We start from the raw sequence: 21,686 nt of genomic DNA on the forward strand, positions 1-21,686 counted from the left end.
GCGTCCCTCCGCTATCTTCCCCCTCTCCCCCCGGGGGGGGGGCGTGGGGGCCTTTTTGGGGGGGGGCCCCGGGGGGGGGGCGGGCCCCCCGCGCCCCCGCCCCCCCCCGGCCCCTGGTCCATCCGTCCGCCGCAGGCGTCAGGCGCCGATCGCGTGCAGACCGCCGTCGACGTGGACGATCTCGCCCGTCGTCTTGGGGAACCAGTCGGAGAGCAGCGCGACGATGGCGCGGCCCGCCGGCTCCGGGTCGGACAGGTCCCACTCCAGCGGGGAACGGGAGTCCCACACGCTCGCCAGCTCGCCGAAGCCCGGGATGGACTTCGCGGCCATCGAGCCCAGCGGGCCGGCCGAGACGAGGTTGCAGCGGATGTTCTGCTTGCCCAGGTCACGGGCCATGTAGCGGCTGGTGGCCTCCAGGGCGGCCTTGGCCGGGCCCATCCAGTCGTACTGCGGCCAGGCGAACTTCGCGTCGAAGGTGAGGCCGACGACCGAGCCGCCCTCGCTCATCAGCGGCAGCAGCGCCATGGTCAGGGACTTCAGCGAGAAGGCCGAGACGTGCATGGCCGTCGAGACCGACTCGAACGGCGTGTTGAGGAAGTTGCCGCCGAGCGCGTCCTGCGGGGCGAAGCCGATGGAGTGCACGACGCCGTCGATGCGGTCGCCCAGGTGCTCGCGGACCTGGCCCTCCAGGCGCGCGAGGTGCTCGTCGTTGGAGACGTCGAGCTCCAGGACCTTCACGTTCTCGGGCTTGGGGAGCTTCTTGGCGATGCGCTCGGTCAGCGTCGGCCGGGGCCAGGCGGTGAGGATGATCTCCGCACCCTGCTCCTGGGCCAGCTTGGCGGCGTGGAAGGCGATGGAGGACTCCATCAGCACACCGGTGATCAGGATGCGCTTGCCCTCGAGAATTCCGCTCATGTGATCAGTGACCCATGCCCAATCCGCCGTCAACCGGGATGACGGCTCCAGTGATGTACGAGGCGTCGTCCGAGGCGAGGAACTTCACCGTGGCGGCGATCTCCTCGGGCTGCGCGTAGCGGCCCAGCGGTACCTGGGAGACGATTCCGGCGCGCTGCTCGTCGGTGAGGACGGCGGTCATGTCGGTGTCGACGAAACCGGGCGCGACGACGTTGAAGGTGATGTTGCGCGAGCCCAGCTCCCGGGCCAGGGACCGCGCGAAACCGACCAGGCCGGCCTTCGAGGCGGCGTAGTTCGCCTGGCCCGCCGAGCCCAGCAGGCCCACGACCGAGGAGATCAGCACGACGCGGCCCTTCTTGGCGCGCAGCATGCCGCGGTTGGCGCGCTTCACGACCCGGAAGGTGCCGGTGAGGTTGGTGTCGAGGACGGACGTGAAGTCCTCCTCGGACATGCGCATGAGGAGCTGGTCCTTCGTCACGCCGGCGTTGGCCACGAGGACCTCGACCGGACCGTGCTTCTCCTCGATCTCCTTGTACGCCTGGTCGACCTGCTCGCCGTCGGTGATGTCGCACTTGACGGCCAGGAAACCGGCCTTCTCCAGCTCCGCGGGGTCGCCGGAGCGGTACGTGATCGCGACCTTGTCGCCGGCCTGGGCGAACGCGTGGGCGATGGCGAGGCCGATGCCCCGGTTTCCTCCGGTGACGAGAACCGAGCGGCTCAACGGATCACCCTTTCGATAGCGGTCTGGTATGCCGAAAACCTATCGGTCCGTTCCTCGATACGGAGAATCGGGCCCTGACAGTGGCGTACGGATGTCACTGTCGGATCCCTACAGAATGGTCTGGGCATCCCGGCGTAAAGCGCGACATGATCGGGACGACCGGTCTCACACGACAGGAGACAGCTGTGCCATCTGGCCCCCATTCCCTCGACGAAGCCTTCACGGCGCTGCCGCTGCGGCAGCTCGCCGACGCGGCGCTCGCCCGCGCGCGGGCGCTCGGCGCCGACCACGCCGACTTCCGCCTGGAGCGGGTGCGCAGCGCCGCCTGGCGGCTGCGGGACGCCAAGCCCTCCGGCTCCTCGGACACCACGGACCTCGGCTACGCGGTGCGGGTGGTGCACGGCGGGGCCTGGGGCTTCGCCTCCGGCGTCGACCTGACCATGGACGGTGCCGCGCGGGTCGCCTCGCAGGCGGTGGCGATGGCCAAGCTGTCGGCGAAGGTGATCGCGGCGGCCGGGTCGGACGAGCGCGTGGAGCTGGCCGACGAGCCGGTGCACGCGGAGAAGGTGTGGATCTCCTCGTACGAGATCGACCCCTTCACCATCTCCGCCGAGGAGAAGAGCGGACTGCTCGCCGACTGGAGCGCGCGGCTGCTGCGGGCCGACGGCGTGGCGCACGTGGACGCCTCGCTGCTCACCGTCCACGAGAACAAGTTCTACGCGGACACGGCCGGCACCGTCACCACCCAGCAGCGGGTGCGGCTCCACCCGCAGCTCACCGCGGTCGCCGTCGACGAGACCAGCGGCGAGTTCGACTCCATGCGGACCATCGCGCCGCCGGTCGGACGGGGCTGGGAGTATCTGACGGGCACCGGCTGGGACTGGGACAAGGAGCTCGACGAGATCCCGGCGCTGCTCGCCGAGAAGATGCGGGCGCCGAGCGTCGAGGCCGGCCGCTACGACCTGGTCGTCGACCCGTCCAACCTGTGGCTCACCATCCACGAGTCCATCGGCCACGCCACCGAGCTGGACCGCGCGCTGGGCTACGAGGCGGCGTACGCGGGCACCTCCTTCGCCACCTTCGACCAGCTGGGCAAGCTGGCGTACGGCTCCTCGATCATGAACGTGACCGGTGACCGCACCGCCGAGCACGGGCTCGCGACCATCGGCTACGACGACGAGGGCGTCCAGGCCCAGTCCTGGGACCTGGTGAAGGACGGCACCCTGGTCGGCTACCAGCTGGACCGCCGGATCGCGAAGCTGACCGGACTCGGGCGCTCCAACGGCTGTGCCTTCGCCGACTCCCCCGGCCATGTGCCGGTGCAGCGGATGGCGAACGTGTCGCTGCAGCCGGATCCCGGCGGGCTCTCCACGGAGGACCTGATCGGGGGCGTGGAACGGGGCATCTACGTGGTCGGCGACCGCTCCTGGTCGATCGACATGCAGCGCTACAACTTCCAGTTCACCGGCCAGCGCTTCTTCCGCATCGAGAACGGGCGGCTCGCGGGGCAGCTGCGGGACGTCGCGTACCAGGCGACGACCACCGACTTCTGGGGCTCGATGGAGCAGGTCGGCGGCCCGCAGACGTATGTGCTCGGCGGCGCGTTCAACTGCGGCAAGGCCCAGCCGGGCCAGGTCGCCGCCGTGTCGCACGGCTGCCCGTCCGCCCTCTTCCGGGGTGTGAACATCCTCAACACGACGCAGGAGGCCGGTCGATGAGCCGCGTCAGCAAGCCGTACGAGATCGTCGAGAAGGCCCTGGAGCTGTCCCGCGCGGACGGCTGTGTCGTCATCGCCGACGAGGAGTCCTCGGCCAATCTGCGCTGGGCCGGCAACGCGCTCACCACCAACGGCGTCACCCGGGGCCGCACCCTGACCGTGATCGCCACCGTGGACGGCGCCCAGGGCACCGCCTCCGGGGTCGTCTCGCGCTCGGCGGTGACCGCGGCGGACCTGGAGCCGCTGGTCCGCGAGGCGGAGGCCGCCGCGCGGGCCGCCGGGCCCGCCGAGGACGCCCAGCCGCTGGTGACCGGCGTGCCGTCCTCGCCCGATTTCACGGACGCGCCCGCCGAGACCACCTCCGCGGTCTTCGACGCCTTCGCGCCCGCGCTCGGCGAGGCCTTCGCCCGGGCCCGGGCCGGCGGCCGGGAACTGTACGGATTCGCCAACCACGAGCTGACCTCCAGCTACCTCGGCACCTCCACCGGGCTGCGGCTGCGGCACGACCAGCCGAACGGCACCCTGGAGCTCAACGCCAAGTCGCCGGACCGCGCGCGCTCCGCGTGGGCGGGACGCTCGACCCGTGACTTCAAGGACGTCGACCCGGCCGCGCTCGACGCCGAGCTCTCCGTGCGGCTCGGCTGGGCCGAGCGCCGGATCGAGATGCCGGCCGGGCGGTACGAGACGCTGCTGCCGCCGACCGCCGTGGCCGACCTGATGATCTACCAGCTGTGGTCCTCCACGGCCCGGGACGCGGTGGAGGGCCGGACGGTCTTCTCCAAGCCCGGCGGCGGCACCCGGCTGGGCGAGACCCTCTCGCCGCTGCCGCTGAACCTGCGCAGCGACCCGAACGAGCCGGGACTGGAGTCGGCGCCGTTCGTGCTCGCCCATTCCTCGGGCGACGACTCCTCCGTCTTCGACAACGGCCTGCCGATCCCCCCGGTGGACTGGGTACGGGACGGGAAGCTGGCCCATCTGATCACCACCCGGCACACCGCGGGCCTCACCCACCTGCCCGTGGCACCCGGGGCGGGCAACCTGGTCCTGGACGGCGGCGGCGAGCGCTCCCTGGACGAGATGGTCGCCGGGACCGAGCGCGGACTGCTGCTGACGTGCCTGTGGTACATCCGCGAGGTCGACCCGGCGACGCTGCTGCTCACCGGTCTGACCCGGGACGGCGTCTACCTCGTCGAGCACGGCGAGGTGGTCGGCGAGGTGAACAACTTCCGGTTCAACGAGTCGCCGGTGGACCTGCTGTCGCGGGCCACGGAGGCGGGCCGGACGGAGAAGACGCTGCCGCGCGAGTGGAGCGACTGGTTCACCCGGGCCGCGATGCCCGCCCTGCGGGTGCCGGACTTCAACATGAGCTCGGTCAGCAAGGGCGTCTGACCCGCCTAGACTGGCCTGGAACAGCTTTTCCCATTCACAACGCCGAGGAGACGGACGACGTGACCGACATCGTCGACGAGCTGAAGTGGCGTGGGCTCTTCGCCCAGTCCACCGACGAAGAGGCCCTGCGCAAGGCGCTCGCGGACGGTCCCGTCACGTTCTATTGCGGTTTCGACCCGACCGCGGCCAGTCTCCACGTCGGCCACCTGGTCCAGGTGCTCACCGTGCGCCGGCTCCAGCAGGCCGGGCACCGGCCGCTGGCGCTGGTCGGCGGGGCCACCGGCCAGATCGGCGACCCGCGGCCGACCGCCGAGCGCACCCTGAACGACCCCGAGACGGTCGCGAACTGGGTGAACCGGCTGCGTGCGCAGATCGAGCCGTTCCTCTCCTTCGAGGGCGACAACGCCGCGGTCATGGTGAACAACCTGGACTGGACCGCCGAGATGACGGCGATCGAGTTCCTGCGGGACATCGGCAAGCACTTCCGGGTCAACAAGATGCTGACCAAGGACTCCGTGGCCCGGCGCCTGGAGTCCGAGCAGGGCATCAGCTACACCGAGTTCAGCTACCAGCTGCTCCAGGGCATGGACTTCCTGGAGCTGTACCGGCGCTACGGCTGCACGCTGCAGCAGGGCGGCTCCGACCAGTGGGGCAACCTGGTGGCGGGCCTCGACCTGATCCACCGGCTGGAGCCGGAGGCGCAGGTCCACGCGCTGGCGACCCCGCTGATGGTCAAGGCCGACGGCACCAAGTTCGGCAAGACCGAGAGCGGCGCCGTCTGGCTGGACCCGGAGATGACCACGCCGTACGCGTTCTACCAGTTCTGGCTGAACGTGGACGACCGTGACATCTCCACGTACATGCGGATCCTGTCCTTCAAGTCCCGCGAGGAGCTGGAGGAGCTGGAGAAGCTGACGGCGGAGCGGCCGCAGGCCCGCACCGCCCAGCGGGCGCTGGCCGAGGAGCTCACCACCCTGGTGCACGGCGCCGAGCAGTGCCAGGCCGTCATCGACGCCTCCAAGGCGCTGTTCGGGCAGGGCGAGCTGTCCGAGCTGGACGCCCCGACCCTCGCGGCGGCCCTCTCCGAGCTGCCGCACGCGCAGGTGTCGGAGCTCGGCCTGGTGGTGGACCTGTTCACCGAGGTCGGTCTCGCGCCGAGCAAGTCGGGCGCCCGCCGCACGGTGAAGGAGGGCGGCGCCTACGTGAACAACGTCAAGGTGACCGCCGAGGACGCCGAGGTGTCGGCGGACGAGCTGCTGCACGGCCGCTGGCTGGTGCTGCGCCGGGGCAAGAAGAACCTGGCGGCGATCGAGTTCGTCGGCTAGCCGCACCCCCTACGGCAGGACCGGGGCCCGGTACGCGCGCTGTGCGCCGTACCGGGCCCCGGTCGTGTCCGGTCCGGGTGCTCAGGTCCGGGTGCTCAGGTCCGGGTGCTCAGGTCCGCTGCCTGGAGCCCTTCATCGACGCCCACAGCATGTCGCCGACGCCGACCACGGCGACGGCTCCGATGAGCTGGAAGAGATGACGCGTCCAGTCGATTCCCTTGGTGTCGTTGACCCCGATCCAGGTCGCCACCGCGTTGCCCAGCACGCTGCCGATGATGCCGAACACCGTCGTCAGCCACAGCGGGATCTGCTGCTTGCCGGGGAGGATCGCCTTCGCGATCAGACCCAGGACGAAGCCCACAATGATCGCCCACAACCAACCCATCGTCGCCTCCTCGTGCGCATGTGTGCCCAGTCTCGGACCATCGGCCATACGGCGCATGTCGGACGACGCCATACGTGCCCCGCCCTCCTGCGCGGGGGACGACGGGCGTACCGTGGAATCAGGCACGGACCGGGGAGAGTCCGGCACGGCTCGTGGGTGGTGGAGTGTGATGCGGAAGCGTGGCGGAACCGAGGTCTTCCGGATCACCGGCGCCCGGCAGGGCCTCGCCGAGGACGTCCGCGGCCGGCAGCGTCGGTACGTCGTGTCGATGTCGATCCGCACGCTCTCCGTGATCGCCGCCGCCTCGCTGTGGAACGTGGAGCGGCACGTGGCCATCGTGGCGCTGGTGATCGGAGCGCTGCTCCCCTATGTCGCCGTGGTCATCGCCAACGCGGGACGCGAGTCCGCGCCGTCCCTTCCCTCCACCTTCATCCCGCACCCGGTGCGGCCCCAGCTGGAGGCCGATCCGGAACGCCGGGACGACGGAAACGATCACGCAGCGTGAGCGCAAAGCTCAAGAAAAGCTCAGATCAATCATGAAGTTCCGGTGCACCGCACCCCATGCGCCGTGACATACTGCCTACGCGCTCCGCATCCCCCGTCGGAGCGACGGACCGATGCCGGGCAGCTCCCCCCGTGGCTGCTCGGCATCGCCCTTGCTGGACAATGACCGTGTGATCAATGGTCCAGTGAGCGAAGACAAGCCGATCTGTTCCGCCAAGGGCTGCCGGGCCGACGCCGTCTGGGTGCTCGCCTGGAACAACCCCAAGCTGCACACGCCGGAGCGGCGCAAGACCTGGCTCGCGTGCGAGGAGCACCGCGAGCACCTCTCCCAGTTCCTGGGCGTACGGGGTTTCCTCAAGGACGTCGTCGCCTTCGACGACTGGGACCCCTCAGCCGCCGATCGCTGACATCGGGCGGTCGGGCTGCAGGAAGCTCGGGTCGTCCAGGCCCGAGCCGGCCTTCTTGCCCCACATCGCCTTCCGCCAGATCTCGGCGATCACCGTGTCCGGGGCGTCCGAGCGGAGCGCGGCTCGCAGGTCGGTCTCCTCGGTGGCGAACAGGCAGGTCCGCACCTGACCGTCGGCGGTGAGCCGGGTGCGGTCGCAGGCCCGGCAGAACGGGCGGGTGACGGAGGCGATCACGCCGACCGTGTGGGGGCCGCCGTCGACGACCCAGCGCTCGGCGGGGGCGGAGCCGCGTTCGTCGGAGCCCTCGGGGGTCAGCTCGAAGCGGGTGCGCAGCGACTCCAGGATGTCCCCGGCGGTGATCATGCCGTCGCGCTTCCAGCCGTGCTGGGCGTCGAGGGGCATCTGCTCGATGAAGCGGAGCTCGTAGCCCTGCTCCATGGCCCAGGCGAGCAGGTCGGGGGCCTCGTCGTCGTTGAGCCCGGGCATCAGGACGGCGTTGACCTTGACCGGGGTGAGGCCGGCGTCGCGGGCGGCGGCCATGCCGTCGAGGACGTCGCGGTGGCGGTCACGGCGGGTGAGGGTCTTGAAGACCTCGGGGCGCAGGGTGTCCAGGGAGACGTTGACCCGGTCGAGGCCGGCCGCCTTCAGGGCGGCGGCCGTGCGCTTGAGGCCGATGCCGTTGGTGGTGAGCGACATCCGCGGGCGCGGCTCCAGGGCGGCGCAGCGCTCGACGATGCCGACGAGGCCGGGGCGGAGCAGCGGCTCGCCGCCGGTGAAGCGGACCTCGGTGACGCCGAGGTCGGTGACGGCGATCCGGACGAGGCGCACGATCTCGTCGTCGGTGAGCAGGTCGGGCTTGGCGAGCCACTGCAGGCCCTCTTCCGGCATGCAGTACGTGCACCGCAGATTGCACCGGTCGGTGAGGGAGACACGCAGATCGGTCGCGACTCGGCCGTAGGTGTCGATGAGCACTGGGCCCCCTCCCCTTCTTCTTCCGGATCTCCCGGTTCGCTTCTGCTTCGAGCCTACGTGACCGGTCCGACACGGGGCACGGCCCGATTGTCACGAGGACGGGGCCGGCCGCGTCGTAGAACTCTACGACGCGGCCGGCCGGCCATCGCGGAACGTATACGACTCAGTGCGCTCCGACGCCGGTGAGGGACTTGACCTCGAGCTCCGCGTACTTGCCCTTGTCCGGCTCCTCCTTGGAGAGGATCGAGCCGAGCCAGCCGAGCAGGAAGCCGAGCGGGATGGAGACCAGGCCGGGGTTCTCCAGCGGGAACCAGTAGAAGTCGACGGTCTTGAACATCGAGGTGGGCTTGCCGGAGACGACCGGGGAGAACAGCACCAGGACGACCGCGGAGATCAGTCCGCCGTAGATCGACCAGAGCGCCCCGTTGGTGGTGAAGCGCTTCCAGAAGAGGCTGTAGAGGATCGTCGGCAGGTTCGCGGAGGCGGCGACGGCGAAGGCGAGGGCGACCAGGCCCGCGACGTTGAGGTCGCGGGCGAGGGCGCCGAGGGCGATCGAGACGATGCCGATGAGGACGGTGGCCCAGCGGGCGGCCCGCACCTCCTCCTTCTCGGTGGCCTGGCCGCGGCGGATGACGTTGGCGTAGATGTCGTGCGCGAACGACGAGGACGAGGCGAGGGTGAGGCCGGCGACGACGGCGAGGATGGTCGCGAAGGCGACGGCGGAGATGACGGCGAGCAGGATCGCGCCGCCGGTCGAGTCGGGGCCGCCGCCGATCTCCAGGGCCGCCAGCGGGGCCGCGGTGTTGCCGGCCTTGTTGGAGGCGATGATGTCGGTGTTCTTGAGCAGGGCCGCGGCGCCGAAGCCGAGCACGATCGTCATCAGGTAGAAGGCGCCGATGATGCCGATGGCCCAGTTGACGGACTTACGGGCGGCCTTGGCGGTGGGCACCGTGTAGAAGCGGATGAGGATGTGCGGCAGGCCGGCGGTGCCGAGCACGAGCGCGATGCCGAGCGAGAGGAAGTCCAGCTTCGAGGTGCCGGTGGCGCCGTACTTGAGGCCGGGCTTGAGGAAGGCGTCGCCCTTGCCGCTGTTGGTGGCGGCGGCGCCGAGCAGCTCGGAGACGTTGAAGTGGAACTTCAGCAGGATGAGGAAGGTGATCAGGAGCGTGCCCGCGATGAGCAGCACGGCCTTGACCATCTGCACCCAGGTGGTGCCCTTCATGCCGCCGATGGTCACGTACACGATCATCAGGACGCCGACGAGGGCGACGATCGCGACCTTGCCGCCGTCGCTGGTGATGCCGAGCAGCAGCGAGACGAGGACGCCGGCGCCGGCCATCTGGGCGAGCAGGTAGAAGATCGAGACGACGATGGTCGAGGTGCCGGCCGCGGTGCGGACGGGCCGCTGGCGCATCCGGTAGGCGAGGACGTCGCCCATGGTGAAGCGGCCCGAGTTGCGCAGCGGTTCGGCGACCAGGAGCAGGGCGACCAGCCAGGCGACGAGGAAGCCGATCGAGTAGAGGAAGCCGTCGTAGCCGAAGAGGGCGATGGCTCCGGCGATGCCCAGGAAGGACGCGGCGGACATGTAGTCGCCGGAGATCGCCAGGCCGTTCTGGAAGCCGGTGAACTGGCGGCCGCCGGCGTAGAAGTCGGCGGCGCTGCGGGTCTGCCGGCCGGCCCAGATGGTGATGACGAGGGTGGCGACGACGAAGGCCGCGAAGAGGCCGATGATCAGCGGGCGGTGCTCGCTGGTGGCGCTGCCCGCGGCGAGCAGGGCGGTGGTGTCGGCGGGGGTGCTCATGCGTCGGCCTCCATGCGCGCCTTGATGGCCTCGGCCTGCGGGTCGAGGCGGTTCGCCGCGTGGCGCGAGTAGAGCCAGGCGATGAGGAAGGTGGTCGCGAACTGGCCGAGGCCGAGGACGAGGGCCACGTTGATGTTGCCGAAGAGCTTGGTGCCCATGAAGTCGCCCGCGTAGTTGGACAGCAGCACGTACAGCAGGTACCAGGCGATGAAGGCGATCGTCAGGGGGAAGGCGAACGACCGGTAGGTGCGGCGCAGTTCGCCGAACTCGGCGCTCTCCTGGACCTCGACGAACTCCTCCGTCGTGGGCTGGGCGGGGGCGGCCGGAACCGTGCCGCTTCTGGGCGGCGGGGCTGCGTCGGTAGCCACGGAATCTCCTCGTGACGCGGGTGCGGCTGGCTTGGACAAGGGGGCCTCACTGGGTGCGGAGCGGGGGCTTCCGAGCGGAGCCCTTCCCCTGCTCAACGGCACGGACCGCGCGGCGAAGCGGTTCACGCGCGTGGATTTCTTTTGCCCGATCTTCATGAAGTCTTCTCAACTCATTGAATCGTGGGGAAGATCGGCGATAGCTTCGCTCGTCATGCACCTGTCCGCGTGCAATCGGCGCCCGGACAGTACATACGGATGATGTGGAGAACCCATGGCTCATCTGGGATCGAGGCGCGGCCGAGTACTCGCTCTGCCGGTCGGTCTCGCGCTCACGGCCTCGCTCGGCTTCCTGCCCACCGGCGCCGCCTCCGCCGCGGAGCTGAGCGACGCCACGGCCGCCGTTTCCACCGACGGCCCGCAGCTGTCCTACGTCGTCAACGTCGAGGGGGGCCGCTGGACGGCCGCCTCGGTGAAGAAGGCGATCGCCGCCGCCGGCGGTGAAGTGGTCGTGTCCTACGACCAGATAGGCGTGATCGTCGTCCACTCCAAGAACCCGGAGTTCGCGTCGACGATCCGCCAGGCGCGCGGCGTGGTGTCGGCCGGCGCGACCCGTACGGCCCCGCTGAAGGCCGCGACGGACGACTCCGTGGGCGAGGGCGACCAGGCGCTCACCCCGGCCGAGGTCAAGGCCGCCGCGGCCGCCGCCACGGACGGGCAGGACCCGCTGGAGCCCCTGCAGTGGGACCTGCCGGCGATCAAGGCCGACAAGGCCCACGAGAAGACGCTGGGCAGCAAGCGCGTCACGGTCGGCATCATCGACACCGGCGTGGACGACACCCACCCGGACCTGGCGCCGAACTTCGACGCCGCCGCCTCGGCCAACTGCGTGAGCGGCAAGGCCGACACGACCCCCGGCTCCTGGCGTCCGCAGAAGGGCGAGTCGGACCACGGCACGCACGTCGCGGGCACCATCGGCGCGGCCAAGAACGGCATCGGCGTCACCGGCATCGCGCCGGGCGTCAAGCTCGCCGGCATCAAGGTGTCCACCCCCGACGGCTTCTTCTACACCGAGGCCGTGGTCTGCGGCTTCGTGTGGGCGGCCGAGCACGGCGTCGACATCACGAACAACAGCTACTACACCGACCCGTGGATGTTCGCCTGCAAGAACGACGAGGACCAGAAGGCCCTCATCGAGGCGGTCACCCGGGCGACCCGCTACGCGGAGCGCCGGGGCACGGTGAACGTCGCGGCGGCCGGCAACTCGAAGTTCGACCTGGCGGCGGACAAGATCACCGACACCACCAGCCCGAACGACACCACCGCGGTCGTCCGTGACGTCGACCCGAAGGAGTGCTTCGACTACCCGGCCATGCTGCCGGGCGTCGTGACGGTCTCCGCGACCGGCGCCAAGGGCCTGAAGGCGTCCTACTCCAACTACGGTCTCGGTGTCATCGACGTGGCGGCGCCCGGCGGCGACAAGACCGAGTTCCAGACGCCCGACGCCCCGGCGGTCAACGGGCGCATCCTGTCGACCACGGTCGACGGCGGTTACAACTACAAGGCCGGCACCTCGATGGCCTCGCCGCACGTGGCGGGCGTCCTCGCGCTGCTGAAGTCGACCCACCCGTACGCCCCGCCGGCGGCCCTGAAGGCGCTGCTGTACGCGCAGGCCGACGACCACGCGTGCACCAACCCGTACGACATCGACGCCGACGGCAAGGTCGACGCGGTGTGCGAGGGCGGCGTGAACAAGAACGGCTTCTACGGCGCGGGCATCGTCGACGCGCTGGCGGCCGTCAAGTAAGCAGGCAATGACCCGGAGGGCCCTGGTGGGGTGCGCCACACCAGGGCCCTTGCCGTGCCGCAGGGTGGCACTGAGTGCCATCATGCGGGGCATGGACGACACCATGGCCCCCACAGTGCGCAGCGGTACGGAGTTGTTGTGGTCGGCGCTGGGCGGCGATCCCGCCCTGCTCGACCGGGTGCGGTACGGCGGGCCCTCGGGACTGCTGGCCGCCCGGCTTCCCGTGATGGACCTGGCCCGGGCGACGGTCGCGGTCTGCGCGCTCGCCGCGGTCGAGCGGGCCGGGGTCGCGGGGCCGGCCCTGGTGGACGACGGGGCGGTGGCCACCGCCTTCGTGAGCGAGCGGCACCTGCGGGTGGACGGGCGGGCGCCGGTCAACTTCGCGCCCCTGTCGCGGTTCTGGCGCGCGGCCGACGGCTGGGTGCGCACCCACGCCAACTACCCGCACCACAAGGCGGCGTTGCTCGCGGCGCTGGACGTGGCCGACTCCGTGGAGGCGGTGGCGGAGGCGATCGCCGAACGGAAGGCCGTGGAGGTCGAGACGCTGGTGTACGGCGCCGGGGGCCTGGCGGTCGCCCTGCGCACGCCCGAGGAGTGGGCGGCGAGCGAGCAGGGCCGGGAGGTGGCGGCGCGACCGCTGCTGACCCGGGAGCGGCTGGACGAGGCGGCGCCGCGGACCCGGGCGGGCCGGCTGCGGGTGCTCGACCTCACCCGGGTCATCGCGGGCCCGGTCGCCACCCGGAGCCTGGCTCTCCTCGGCGCGGACGTGCTGCGGGTCGATCCGCCGGGCAACCCGGAGCTGCCGGACCAGCACGCCGACACGGACTTCGGGAAGCGGACGGTCGCGCTCGACCTGGACCGGCCCTCGGACCGGCGCGCCTTCGGCGAACTGCTCGACGCGGCGGACGTGCTGGTGACCGGCTACCGGCCGGGGGCGCTGGACCGCTTCGACCTGCACCGCCCGGGCCTGGTGGTGGCCCGGCTCTCCGCGTGGGGCGACTACGGGCCGTGGGCGGGGCGGCGCGGCTTCGACAGCCTGGTGCAGGTGGCGACGGGCATCGCGGCCATGGAGGGTTCGGCGGCTGAGCCGGGCGCGCTGCCGGCGCAGGCGCTGGACCACGGAACCGGCTATCTCCTCGCGGCGGCGGTGCTGCGCGCGCTGACCGAGCAGGACCGCGAGGGCGGCACCCGGCTCGTCCGCCTGGCGCTGGCGCAGACCGGCCACTGGCTGACGGGCACGCTGCCGCGGTACGAGCCGGAGCGCTACCTGGCGGAGACGGAGGGCCCGCTGGGGCGGCTGCGCCACGCGCTGTCACCGGTGGCGTACGAGGGCGGCCCGGCAGGCTGGTCGCGCCCGCCGGGGGTGGCGGGCGCGGACGAGCCGGTGTGGCTCACGGCTTGACGAGCACCTTGAGGGCGGTGCGCTCGTCCATGGCCCGGTAGCCGGCGGGGACGCCGTCCAGGTCGACCGTCAGGTCGAAGACCGGGGACGGGTCGACGGTGCCGTCCAGGACGTCGGGGAGCAGCTCGGGGATGTAGGCGCGGACGGGGGCGACGCCGCCGCGCAGGGCGATGTTGCGGTCGAACATGACCGACAGGTCCAGGCCGGTGCCGCTGCCGTGCGGGACGCCGACGTAGCCGATGGAGCCGCCGTCGCGGGTGATGGCGACGGCGGTGCGCATGGACTGCTCGGTGCCGACGGCCTCGATGACGGCGTGGGCGCCCTGGCCGCCGGTGAGCTCGCGGACGGCGGCCTCGGCGGCCTCGCCGCGCTCGGCGACGACGTCGGTGGCGCCGAAGGTGCGGGCGATGTCGGTGCGGGCGGTGTGGCGGCCGAGGGCGATGATCCGCTCGGCCCCGAGCCGCTTGGCGGCGAGGACGCCGCACAGGCCGACGGCTCCGTCACCGACGACGGCGACCGTGGCGCCCTTGCGCACGCCGGCGCCGAGGGCGGCGTGGTGGCCGGTGCCGAGGACGTCGGAGAGGGCCAGCAGGGCGGTCAGCAGGCGGTCGTCGGAGGCGGCCTCGGCGGGCAGCTTGACGAGGGTGCCGTCGGCGAAGGGCACCCGGACGGCCTCGCCCTGGCCGCCGTCGGAGCCGACCGAGCCCCAGAAGCCGCCGTTGGGGCAGGAGGTCTGGAGGCCCTCGGCGCAGTAGTCGCAGCTGCCGTCGGACCAGACGAAGGGCGCGACGACGAGGTCGCCCGCCTTGAACCCGCGGACCTCGGCGCCGGCCTCCTCGACGATCCCGAGGAACTCGTGGCCGATCCGCTGGCCGGGCTGCCGGGCGGACTCGCCGCGGTAGGCCCACAGGTCGCTGCCGCAGATGCAGGCCCGGACCACGCGGACGACGACGTCCGTGGCGTCCCTGACCACCGGGTCGGGCACGTCCTGCACGCGCATGTCGAAGGGGGCGTGGATGGTGGTGGCGCGCATGACGGCGTTCCTTGCTGTGCTCAGACTCTTGTACGACGTTCACCGTACATCGCGTGCGGAGCTCCCCCGGTCAGCAGGTGCCGCGCCGCGCCGCACGTCGGCACGCCCCGGAGGCCGGCGGCCTAGACCCCCGCCGCCCCCAGCAGCGATCCCGCCGCGTATGTGACCGCCATGGCCAGGGCGCCGCCGGCGACGTTGCGGAGGACGGCGCGGCCGGGGGCGGCGGCGCCGAGGCGGGCGGACCACCAGCCGGTGAGGGCCAGGGCGGCGAGGACGGACAGGACCGTGATCACCAGGCGGAACGAGGGGGGCGGGAGGACGATCGCCAGGAGCGGGAGGAGGGCGCCGACCGTGAAGGCGAGGAAGCTGGCGCCGGCCGCGTGCCAGGGATTGGTGAGGTCGTCGGGGTCGATGCCCAGTTCCACCCGGGCGTGGGCGCGCAGGGCGTCGCGGGCGGTGAGCTGTTCGGCGGCCTCGCGGGCGACGTCCTGGGACAGGCCGCGGGCGGAGAGCAGCTCGGTCAGTTCGGCGAGTTCGGCCTCGGGCTGTTCGCGCAGTTCGCGGCGTTCCTGGGCGAGGGCGGCCGACTCCGAGTCGCGCTGGGTGGAGACCGAGACGTACTCCCCCGCCGCCATGGACATCGAGCCGGCGAGCAGTCCGGCGAGGCCGGCCGTGAGCAGGGCGGAACGGGAGTCGGACGCGCCGGCGACGCCGACCACGAGGCCCGCGGTGGAGACGACTCCGTCGTTGGCTCCGAGCACGGCGGCCCGGAGCCAGTTCAGACGGGAGCCGAGGCCGCCGCCGTGGGCCTCGTCGTGCACAGGGGCTTCAGTCATCCCAGGAGGGTCGCACCTGTCGGATCACCAGACGCGGACCGACCCGCCCGGAGCGAAGGCCGGGCTCGTCGCGCCCTCGGGTACCTCCTTCAGGGGTTCGGCGATCTCCGCCACCGCCGGGCCGTGGACGGCGGCGACGGCGTCGAGGAGGTCGAGGTCGAAGCCGTAGACGCGGGCCGCGTTGCCGCCGACCATCGCGGCGACCTCCTCGCGCGGGAGGCCCGCGTAGGCGATGCGCAGTCCCTCGCGGGAGTACGGCGTGGTGCCCTCGTCGTGCGGGTAGTCGCTGCCCCACATGATCTTGTCGAGCCCGATCCGCTCGCGCAGCGGCACCTCGTGGGGGCGCATGAAGCTCGCGCCGACGAAGCAGTTGTCCCGCCAGACCGCGCTGGGGCCCTTGCCCATGGACGCCGCGAGACCCGCGCCGAACTTCGACTCGGCGGTCGACGCCTTCGTCGAGGCCGCGACCAGGCGGTCGTGGTAGTAGTCCAGCATCTGCAGGACGCCCGGGATCCAGCCCGAGCCCTGTTCGGTGAGGACGAGTTTCAGGCCGGGGTGGCGGCGGAAGGCCCCGCCGAACATCAGGTGCCACAGGGCGCGGTGCGAGAACCAGGTCGTCTCCACCATGAACACCGCCCGGGCGGCCGGTTCGTCGCCGAGCGGCGGGGAGGCCGAGCCGCCGTGGTGGTTGACGGGCACGTCCAGCTCCGCGCAGACCGCCCAGATCGGGTCGTACGCCTCCGCGTACAGCTCGGGGACGGGCGAGCCGGGCGGGACGCCGGGGAGCAGGATCCCGCCGGTGAGTCCCGCCTCGCGGGTGCGGCGGATCTCCGCGACCGCCGCGTCGACGTCGTTGAGCAGGATCTGCGCCACCCCCGCCCGCCGGCCCGGCGCGTCCGCGCAGAAGTCGGCGAGCCAGCGGTTGTGCGCCTGGAGCCCGGCCCAGCGGCGCTCGTACTCGCTCCGCGTGGGCGGCTGGGCCATCAGGGAGGCCTTGGGGAAGAAGGGCGGGATGGTGTTGGGGAAGACGACCTCGGCGACGATGCCGTCCGCCTCCAGCTCGCGCAGCCGCCGCTGCGAGTTCCAGTTGCGGTCGGCGGTGTCGGCGAGGAGGTCCTCGTACGGGTTGACGTAGGTCGCCGCCCAGGCGTCGAAGTCCTCGTGGTGCTTCTTCTCCAGGTACGGCTTGTAGTCGAGGAGGTCGGCGCCGGCGTGGCAGTCGGCGGAGATGACCGTGTAGCGCTCGGGGCCGGGGGTCACGGCGTCACCCCCAGGGTCGGGAAGTCGTGGTCCGTCAGCCAGTGGCGGCCCACCTCGCGGGAGCGCGCCCAGGACGCCTCCACGGCGGACTGGTCGGCGGGCTGGCCGAGGTCGGCGGGGGTGGGGCCGATGCGTTTGGCTATCGGATCGAGTTTCCGGACGTCGAATCCGAAGACCTCCGCCGCGGCCAGACCGAGCATCCGCCGGGTCTCCGCCACCGGGATGTCGTGGAAGGTGTTCCGCAGCCACGCCCGCGTGTCGGGCCAGGTGCCCTCCGGGTGCGGGAAGTCGGAGCCCCACAGGATGTTGTCGACGCCGATCTCGTAGCGCTGGGCCAGCTCCCGCCGCTTGGTGTTGGTGGCGCAGACGAACATCTGGCGGTCCAGGTACTCGCTGGGCGGCCTCTTCAACTCGGCGAAGGGAGAGAGCTTCTTGCCGCCGTGCGCGCCCAGATAGAGCCGGTCCATGAACCACAGCAGGTTCGGCAGCCACCAGCAGCCGGACTCGGCGACGCCGAACCTGAGCCCCGGGTGGCGCTCGAAGACGCCGGACCAGAGCAGGAACCACAGTGGCCGGGCCGGCCAGAAGGTGACCTCGGAGACGTAGATCCCCAGGTGGTCGCCGTACTCCTCGCGCGGCGCCGCGCCCGAGTGGGTGACCACCGGCATCCCGGTCTCCGCGGCGGCCGCCCACACCGGGTCGTAACGCCGGTCGTGGTAGGGCGCCTTGTCCACCCACATGGAGGGGATCATCAGCGCGCCGAGCCCGGACTCCTTGGCGCGGTGGATCTCGGCGACCACCTCGACCGGATCGGCCGTGACGGGCAGCAGGGCGACCCCGCAGTGCCGCTCGGGGTTGCGCGAGACGAAGTCGGCGAGCCAGCGGTTGTGCGCCCGGGCGCCCGCCATGCCGAGCTCCGGGTCCTGGTCGCCGGAGAGCCCGAGGCCGACGCCGAAGGGCGCGGCGGTCTGGCTGTCGACGGCGTCCGCGTCGGGGAAGACGACCTCGGCGGCCACCCCGTCGCCGTCGAGCTCCTTGAGCCGCTGGGCGGTGTCCCAGCCGCCGCGCAGCCCTTCCTCGTTGTCGCTGAACCACTTGTTCGCGAAGGCCTCGTTGCGCACCCCGAGCCGGGTCATGGCCTCGCGGCGGGCCTCGCGCCCGGCGAGGAACTCGTCGAAGGCGCGGTGGAAACGGGAGTCGAGATAGGGCCGGTACTCCTCGGTGGGGAGGCCGGCGTGGCAGTCGGAGGAGATGATCAGGTACGGGTCGTCCGCGGGGTTCGCGGCCTGCGCATCGTTCGAGTCGGTCATCACGGCCCCTCAGTCGAGGATGAAGCTCTCCAGGTACGACGGGTTGGCGCGGTCGAGCATCGACTGCGAGCGCGCCCTGATCTGCCGGTCGCTGTGCTCGCTCGCCGGCAGCATCCAGAAGCGGTCGGCCCGGATGCCGTCGACGACGTGCTCGGCGACCTCCTCGACCGGGGTGAAGGCGATCTCGTGCCCGGCCTCCTTCATGGCCGACTCCCACTGGTCGAGGCTGCGGTACGGGGTCTTGCGGGGGCGCTGCTTGGCGTACCGCTCGGGCCGGTTGCGGTGCGACTCCCACAGGCCGGTGCGGAGCATGTGCGGGCCGGGGAAGAGGACCGAGGCGCCGACGGAGGCGCGTTCCGCCCTCAGGTGCGCGTAGAGCGACTCGGTCATGGTGACGACGGCGGACTTGGTGACGGCGTAGACGGAGGCGGTGGGCAGCGGGGCGATGCCGCCGTCGCCGGACGAGGTGTTGACGACATGGCCCGGTTCGCCGCCCGCGAGCATCCGCGGCACGAAGGCCTGGATGCCGTGGAAGACGCCCCACACGTTGACGGCGAAGGCCCACTTCCAGTCGTTGGGCTCGTGCTCCCACATGCGGCCCTCGGCTCCGGAGCCGACGCCCGCGTTGTTGCACAGCACATGGACGGCGCCGAAGGTCTCGTACGCGGCGTCGGCGAAGGCCCGTACGGAGTCGGGCTCGCTGACGTCGACGGTACGGGCGAGGATCTGCGCCCCGTCCGCCATCAGCTCCTCGGCGGCCCTGGCCAGCGGTGCCTCCTCGACGTCGCCGAGGACGACGGCGAGGCCCTCGGCGGCGAAGCGGCGGGCCATGGCGAGGCCGATGCCGCTCGCCGCGCCCGTGACGACGGCGACCTGTCCCTCGCGCAGTTCCATCAGGCACGTCCTTCCACGGAGCCCTCGGGCGGCGCGTCGAGGATCTGCTGCGGGTCGTCGTAGCGCTGGTGGACGTAGGGCAGCAGGGCCCGGGCGCTGACCCGTTCGACGACCCGGCCCTTCTGGTCGGTGGTCTTCTCGCCGATGGTGATCTCGACGAGCCGGCGGACCGGGAGGTCGGCGACCGGGTCGTACATCGACTCGCGCAGCACCACGTCGCCGGTGACCCGCTCCAGGCGGCGCACCTTCTCGTTGCGCACGCAGTGGACGAGGACGGGGTCGGCGTCGAAGCCGCTGCCCGCTCCGTCGACGGAGGGCAGGAACTTGAAGTAGAAGTCGGTCTTCTCGACCGGCTCGGGCAGCGGCAGGTCGCCCGAGACGGCGCCGCGCACCTCGACGAAGGCGATGCCGTGCCGGGCGAGCGAGGCCCTGACCACGAGGCCGTCGCGCTCGACGAGGACCTCGCCGAGCTTCTTCGGCTCGCCGAAGACCTCCCGCCCGCCGGTCAGGGCGCGCTCGTGGGTCATCGGCATGACCAGCGGGTACCAGCCCTCCTGGTCGCCGTGGGCGGCCGCGACCGCGACGGACCCGGCGCCCAGGGGGTAGCCGGGCAGGTCGACCTTGCTGATGTTGGCGCGCACCAGCGGGCGCGCGGTGGGCTTGAGCGGGGGCGGCAGGACGGCCGCCACGACGTCGGGGTCGGTCTCCCAGACGGCGACCACTCCGGTGGACCAGATGTCGGGGAGCCCCGCGCTCTTCTCACGGGTCGCGGCGATCTCCGCCTCGGTGCGCGCCCCGTACCGTACTCGTGCCATGACGTACCGCCTTTCGGGAACGTATCGGCCTGTAACACAGTTACACCGACGCCCCGGAAGGGTAAAGAGGCGTGACGGACAAAGGAGTTGGGGGATCCGATGGCACGCACCGCCCTGAGCCGCGATCAGGTGCTGGACACCGCCGCCGCCCTGGTGAAGGAGCACGGCCCGGCGGCCCTCACCATGCGCCGGCTCGCCGCGGAGCTCGGCACCGCGGTGACCTCGATCTACTGGCACGTCGGCAACCGCGAGTCGCTGCTCGACGCGCTCGTCGAGCGCACCGTCGCCGACCTCGGCACCCTGCGCCCGCACGGCGCGGACCCCGCCGAGCGGATCGTCTCGGTGGCCCGGCTGCTGCGCCGCGCACTGCGCGAGCGACCGCACCTGGTCGCGATGGTCCACGAACGCGGCCTGACGGAGCGCATGTTCCTGCCCGCCCAGCGCGCCCTGATCCACGAGGCCCACGCGGCCGGACTGCGCGGCGCGCGAGCGGCCGAGCTGGTGCGGGCGGTGCAGTTCCAGGTCGTCGGGCACGTCCTGGTGGAACGCAACCGCGAGCGCTCCCCGGCCCAGTCCCCCGCCGAGACCGAACTGTGGGCGGCGGAGACCGGGACCGAAGCCGCCGAGGCCACCGGGGCCGACCCGGAGCTGGCCCGTGCCCTGGCCGCCCCGGTCGACACCGAGCGGCTCTTCACGACGGCGGTGCGGGCGCTGGTGGCGGGGCTGCTGGGCGGGTAGCGAGGGCGCGGGGCCGGTAGCGGGCCGTCAACCCGGTGGCTGGTTCCGGCCACTGAAGGGGCACCGGGAGCGGGAGTGTCAGCGGTGGCCCGTATTCTCAGTGACCATGCTTGACGACCGTACGACAGCAACACCGTGGCCGACCGCCTACCCCCAGGGGTACGCGGTCGTCGACGTGGAGACCACCGGCCTCGCCCGCGACGACCGGATAGTGTCGGCTGCCGTCTACCGGCTCGACGCCCAGGGCAATGTCGAGGACCACTGGTACACGCTCGTCAATCCCGAGCGGGACCCCGGCCCGGTGTGGATCCACGGGCTCACCAGCGATGTCCTGGAGGGTGCGCCGCTCTTCCCGGAGGTCGCCGAGGAGTTCTCGGCCCGGCTCGACGGCCGGGTGCTCGTCGCGCACAACGCGATGTTCGACTGGCAGATGATCGCCCGCGAGTACGCGCGCGCCGAGCGGACCGCGCCGGTGCGGCAGCGGCTGTGCACCATCGCGCTCGCCAAGGAGCTGTCCCTCCCGCTGCCCAACCACAAGCTGGAGTCGCTGGCCGCGCACTTCGGCGTGGTGCAGCAGCGGGCGCACAACGCGCTGGACGACGCGCGGGTGCTGGCGGAGGCGTTCCGGCCCAGCCTGCACGCCGCCGCCGAGCGGAACGTGCGGCTGCCGCTGCTCGAGTGCCGCCCCCTCACGGAGTGGGCCTCCGCCCCCGCGCAGCCGCGGATCGGCTACCAGGCGTCCTACCGGGCGAACAGTTGGCGGCCCTCGCGCAAGCGGCCGGCCTGCCCGTACCCGAACCCCGGGCGCTACGAAACGGACAAACCGCTCAAGCAGGGCATGCGGGTGGCCTTCTCGGGTGACACCTCCATCGACCGCGAACTCCTGGAGGACCGGACGGTCGAGGCGGGACTGCACGTGGCGACCAGCGTCTCCCGGGTCACCAGCCTCCTCGTGACCAACGACCCGGACTCGGCGACCTCCAAGACGGTGAAGGCGAAGGCCTTCGGCACGCCGGTCGTCGACGAGGCCGCCTACACCCAGCTGCTGCGGGACGTGACCCCGGCAGACGAGTGACGGACCCGGGCGGGC

The 21,686-nt window shown here is 71.8% G+C and carries 21 protein-coding genes; 9 read left to right on the forward strand and 12 right to left on the reverse strand.

The genetic code is table 11. The features are described 5' to 3' along the window. Positions 1-138: 138 nt before the first annotated feature. Positions 139-915, reverse strand: a complete 777-nt coding sequence (gene fabI, locus ACH414_RS21855) for an enoyl-ACP reductase FabI (RefSeq protein ID WP_046907964.1) — start codon at positions 913-915, stop codon at positions 139-141. A 4-nt stretch (positions 916-919) separates the two neighbouring features. Continuing rightward, the gene (gene fabG / locus ACH414_RS21860) at positions 920-1,636 is read right to left on the reverse strand and encodes a 3-oxoacyl-[acyl-carrier-protein] reductase (protein ID WP_382539647.1); all 717 of its coding nucleotides are present in this window, start codon (positions 1,634-1,636) and stop codon (positions 920-922) included. A gap of 185 nt (positions 1,637-1,821) precedes the next feature. Here fabG and ACH414_RS21865 point away from each other — a divergent pair, with 185 nt between their 5' ends. From ACH414_RS21865 to tyrS, 3 genes are read left to right on the forward strand one after another with little or no spacing between them, the layout of a single operon-like run. Beyond that, positions 1,822-3,354: a TldD/PmbA family protein gene (locus ACH414_RS21865; protein ID WP_382539650.1), complete on the forward strand. Its 1,533-nt coding sequence runs from the start codon at positions 1,822-1,824 to the stop codon at positions 3,352-3,354. Then, positions 3,351-4,742, forward strand: coding sequence for a metallopeptidase TldD-related protein (locus ACH414_RS21870; RefSeq protein WP_398943007.1), 1,392 nt, complete (start codon positions 3,351-3,353; stop codon positions 4,740-4,742). Before ACH414_RS21865 ends, ACH414_RS21870 begins: the two co-directional genes overlap by 4 nt. Positions 4,743-4,801: 59 nt before the next feature. After that, a complete protein-coding gene (tyrS, locus tag ACH414_RS21875; RefSeq protein WP_382539656.1) occupies positions 4,802-6,067 on the forward strand; it encodes a tyrosine--tRNA ligase in 1,266 nt (421 codons plus the stop codon). 109 nt (positions 6,068-6,176) lie between these two features. Here the strand turns inward: tyrS and ACH414_RS21880 are convergent, their stop codons facing one another. Next, the gene (locus ACH414_RS21880; RefSeq protein WP_382539659.1) at positions 6,177-6,452 is read right to left on the reverse strand and encodes a GlsB/YeaQ/YmgE family stress response membrane protein; all 276 of its coding nucleotides are present in this window, start codon (positions 6,450-6,452) and stop codon (positions 6,177-6,179) included. A gap of 169 nt (positions 6,453-6,621) precedes the next feature. On the opposite strand from ACH414_RS21880, the gene ACH414_RS21885 reads away from it, so the two are divergent. Both ACH414_RS21885 and ACH414_RS21890 read left to right on the forward strand, forming a co-directional pair. Beyond that, positions 6,622-6,957 (forward strand): DUF3099 domain-containing protein, encoded by a 336-nt coding sequence (locus ACH414_RS21885; RefSeq protein ID WP_386564846.1) that lies wholly within the window; start codon positions 6,622-6,624, stop codon positions 6,955-6,957. A gap of 184 nt (positions 6,958-7,141) precedes the next feature. After that, positions 7,142-7,363 carry a hypothetical protein gene (locus ACH414_RS21890; RefSeq protein WP_382539665.1) on the forward strand — a complete coding sequence of 74 codons (222 nt, stop codon included), beginning with the start codon at positions 7,142-7,144 and terminating at the stop codon, positions 7,361-7,363. Here the strand turns inward: ACH414_RS21890 and moaA are convergent. The 3 genes from moaA to ACH414_RS21905 all read right to left on the reverse strand — a co-directional run bounded on the left by moaA (position 7,346) and on the right by ACH414_RS21905 (position 10,504). Further along, a complete protein-coding gene (gene moaA / locus ACH414_RS21895; protein ID WP_398943011.1) occupies positions 7,346-8,335 on the reverse strand; it encodes a GTP 3',8-cyclase MoaA in 990 nt (329 codons plus the stop codon). The genes ACH414_RS21890 and moaA overlap by 18 nt on opposite strands. 163 nt (positions 8,336-8,498) lie before the next feature. After that, entirely contained in the window at positions 8,499-10,136 is a 1,638-nt protein-coding gene (locus ACH414_RS21900; protein ID WP_382539670.1) for a cation acetate symporter, read from the reverse strand. Beyond that, positions 10,133-10,504: a DUF485 domain-containing protein gene (locus ACH414_RS21905; RefSeq protein ID WP_386564849.1), complete on the reverse strand. Its 372-nt coding sequence runs from the start codon at positions 10,502-10,504 to the stop codon at positions 10,133-10,135. Before ACH414_RS21905 ends, ACH414_RS21900 begins: the two co-directional genes overlap by 4 nt. A 271-nt stretch (positions 10,505-10,775) precedes the next feature. Here ACH414_RS21905 and ACH414_RS21910 point away from each other — a divergent pair, with 271 nt between their 5' ends. Then, positions 10,776-12,308 (forward strand): S8 family serine peptidase, encoded by a 1,533-nt coding sequence (locus ACH414_RS21910; RefSeq protein ID WP_382539676.1) that lies wholly within the window; start codon positions 10,776-10,778, stop codon positions 12,306-12,308. Positions 12,309-12,399: 91 nt separating this feature from the next. Then, positions 12,400-13,710 (forward strand): CoA transferase, encoded by a 1,311-nt coding sequence (locus ACH414_RS21915; RefSeq protein WP_398943014.1) that lies wholly within the window; start codon positions 12,400-12,402, stop codon positions 13,708-13,710. Here the strand turns inward: ACH414_RS21915 and ACH414_RS21920 are convergent. The 6 genes from ACH414_RS21920 to ACH414_RS21945 form a co-directional block, all read right to left on the reverse strand. Further along, the gene (locus ACH414_RS21920; RefSeq protein WP_382539682.1) at positions 13,700-14,743 is read right to left on the reverse strand and encodes a zinc-dependent alcohol dehydrogenase family protein; all 1,044 of its coding nucleotides are present in this window, start codon (positions 14,741-14,743) and stop codon (positions 13,700-13,702) included. The two genes, ACH414_RS21915 and ACH414_RS21920, sit on opposite strands and share 11 nt — an antisense overlap. Before the next feature lie 122 nt (positions 14,744-14,865). Continuing rightward, positions 14,866-15,579, reverse strand: a complete 714-nt coding sequence (locus ACH414_RS21925) for a VIT family protein (RefSeq protein WP_382539684.1) — start codon at positions 15,577-15,579, stop codon at positions 14,866-14,868. 24 nt (positions 15,580-15,603) lie between these two features. Continuing rightward, positions 15,604-16,839 carry an amidohydrolase family protein gene (locus ACH414_RS21930; protein WP_382539687.1) on the reverse strand — a complete coding sequence of 412 codons (1,236 nt, stop codon included), beginning with the start codon at positions 16,837-16,839 and terminating at the stop codon, positions 15,604-15,606. Next, positions 16,836-18,149, reverse strand: coding sequence for an amidohydrolase family protein (locus tag ACH414_RS21935; RefSeq protein WP_382539690.1), 1,314 nt, complete (start codon positions 18,147-18,149; stop codon positions 16,836-16,838). Before ACH414_RS21935 ends, ACH414_RS21930 begins: the two co-directional genes overlap by 4 nt. 9 nt (positions 18,150-18,158) lie before the next feature. After that, positions 18,159-19,043, reverse strand: a complete 885-nt coding sequence (locus ACH414_RS21940) for an SDR family NAD(P)-dependent oxidoreductase (RefSeq protein WP_382539693.1) — start codon at positions 19,041-19,043, stop codon at positions 18,159-18,161. Beyond that, the gene (locus ACH414_RS21945; RefSeq protein WP_382539696.1) at positions 19,043-19,858 is read right to left on the reverse strand and encodes an acetoacetate decarboxylase family protein; all 816 of its coding nucleotides are present in this window, start codon (positions 19,856-19,858) and stop codon (positions 19,043-19,045) included. Before ACH414_RS21945 ends, ACH414_RS21940 begins: the two co-directional genes overlap by 1 nt. A gap of 99 nt (positions 19,859-19,957) precedes the next feature. Here ACH414_RS21945 and ACH414_RS21950 point away from each other — a divergent pair, with 99 nt between their 5' ends. Continuing rightward, complete coding sequence (locus ACH414_RS21950) at positions 19,958-20,596, forward strand: TetR/AcrR family transcriptional regulator (protein WP_382539699.1); 639 nt, start codon at positions 19,958-19,960, stop codon at positions 20,594-20,596. A gap of 100 nt (positions 20,597-20,696) precedes the next feature. Further along, positions 20,697-21,671 (forward strand): DEDDh family exonuclease, encoded by a 975-nt coding sequence (locus ACH414_RS21955; RefSeq protein WP_382539702.1) that lies wholly within the window; start codon positions 20,697-20,699, stop codon positions 21,669-21,671. The last annotated feature ends 15 nt before the right edge of the window (positions 21,672-21,686 follow it).

It is taken from the genome of Streptomyces sp. NPDC020422 (assembly GCF_044386705.1).
Taxonomy (GTDB): Bacteria; Actinomycetota; Actinomycetes; order Streptomycetales; family Streptomycetaceae; genus Streptomyces.

Coding starts and splice junctions, on each gene's coding strand:
- ACH414_RS21940 (WP_382539693.1), bottom strand. CDS start 19,043: ATGGAACTGCGCGAGGGACAGGTCGCCGTCGTCACGGGCGCGGCGAGC.
- ACH414_RS21880 (WP_382539659.1), bottom strand. CDS start 6,452: ATGGGTTGGTTGTGGGCGATCATTGTGGGCTTCGTCCTGGGTCTGATC.
- ACH414_RS21910 (WP_382539676.1), top strand. CDS start 10,776: ATGGCTCATCTGGGATCGAGGCGCGGCCGAGTACTCGCTCTGCCGGTC.
- ACH414_RS21915 (WP_398943014.1), top strand. CDS start 12,400: ATGGACGACACCATGGCCCCCACAGTGCGCAGCGGTACGGAGTTGTTG.
- ACH414_RS21920 (WP_382539682.1), bottom strand. CDS start 14,743: ATGCGCGCCACCACCATCCACGCCCCCTTCGACATGCGCGTGCAGGAC.
- fabI (WP_046907964.1), bottom strand. CDS start 915: ATGAGCGGAATTCTCGAGGGCAAGCGCATCCTGATCACCGGTGTGCTG.
- ACH414_RS21925 (WP_382539684.1), bottom strand. CDS start 15,579: ATGACTGAAGCCCCTGTGCACGACGAGGCCCACGGCGGCGGCCTCGGC.
- ACH414_RS21885 (WP_386564846.1), top strand. CDS start 6,622: ATGCGGAAGCGTGGCGGAACCGAGGTCTTCCGGATCACCGGCGCCCGG.
- ACH414_RS21935 (WP_382539690.1), bottom strand. CDS start 18,149: ATGACCGACTCGAACGATGCGCAGGCCGCGAACCCCGCGGACGACCCG.
- ACH414_RS21950 (WP_382539699.1), top strand. CDS start 19,958: ATGGCACGCACCGCCCTGAGCCGCGATCAGGTGCTGGACACCGCCGCC.
- ACH414_RS21945 (WP_382539696.1), bottom strand. CDS start 19,858: ATGGCACGAGTACGGTACGGGGCGCGCACCGAGGCGGAGATCGCCGCG.
- ACH414_RS21900 (WP_382539670.1), bottom strand. CDS start 10,136: ATGAGCACCCCCGCCGACACCACCGCCCTGCTCGCCGCGGGCAGCGCC.
- ACH414_RS21870 (WP_398943007.1), top strand. CDS start 3,351: ATGAGCCGCGTCAGCAAGCCGTACGAGATCGTCGAGAAGGCCCTGGAG.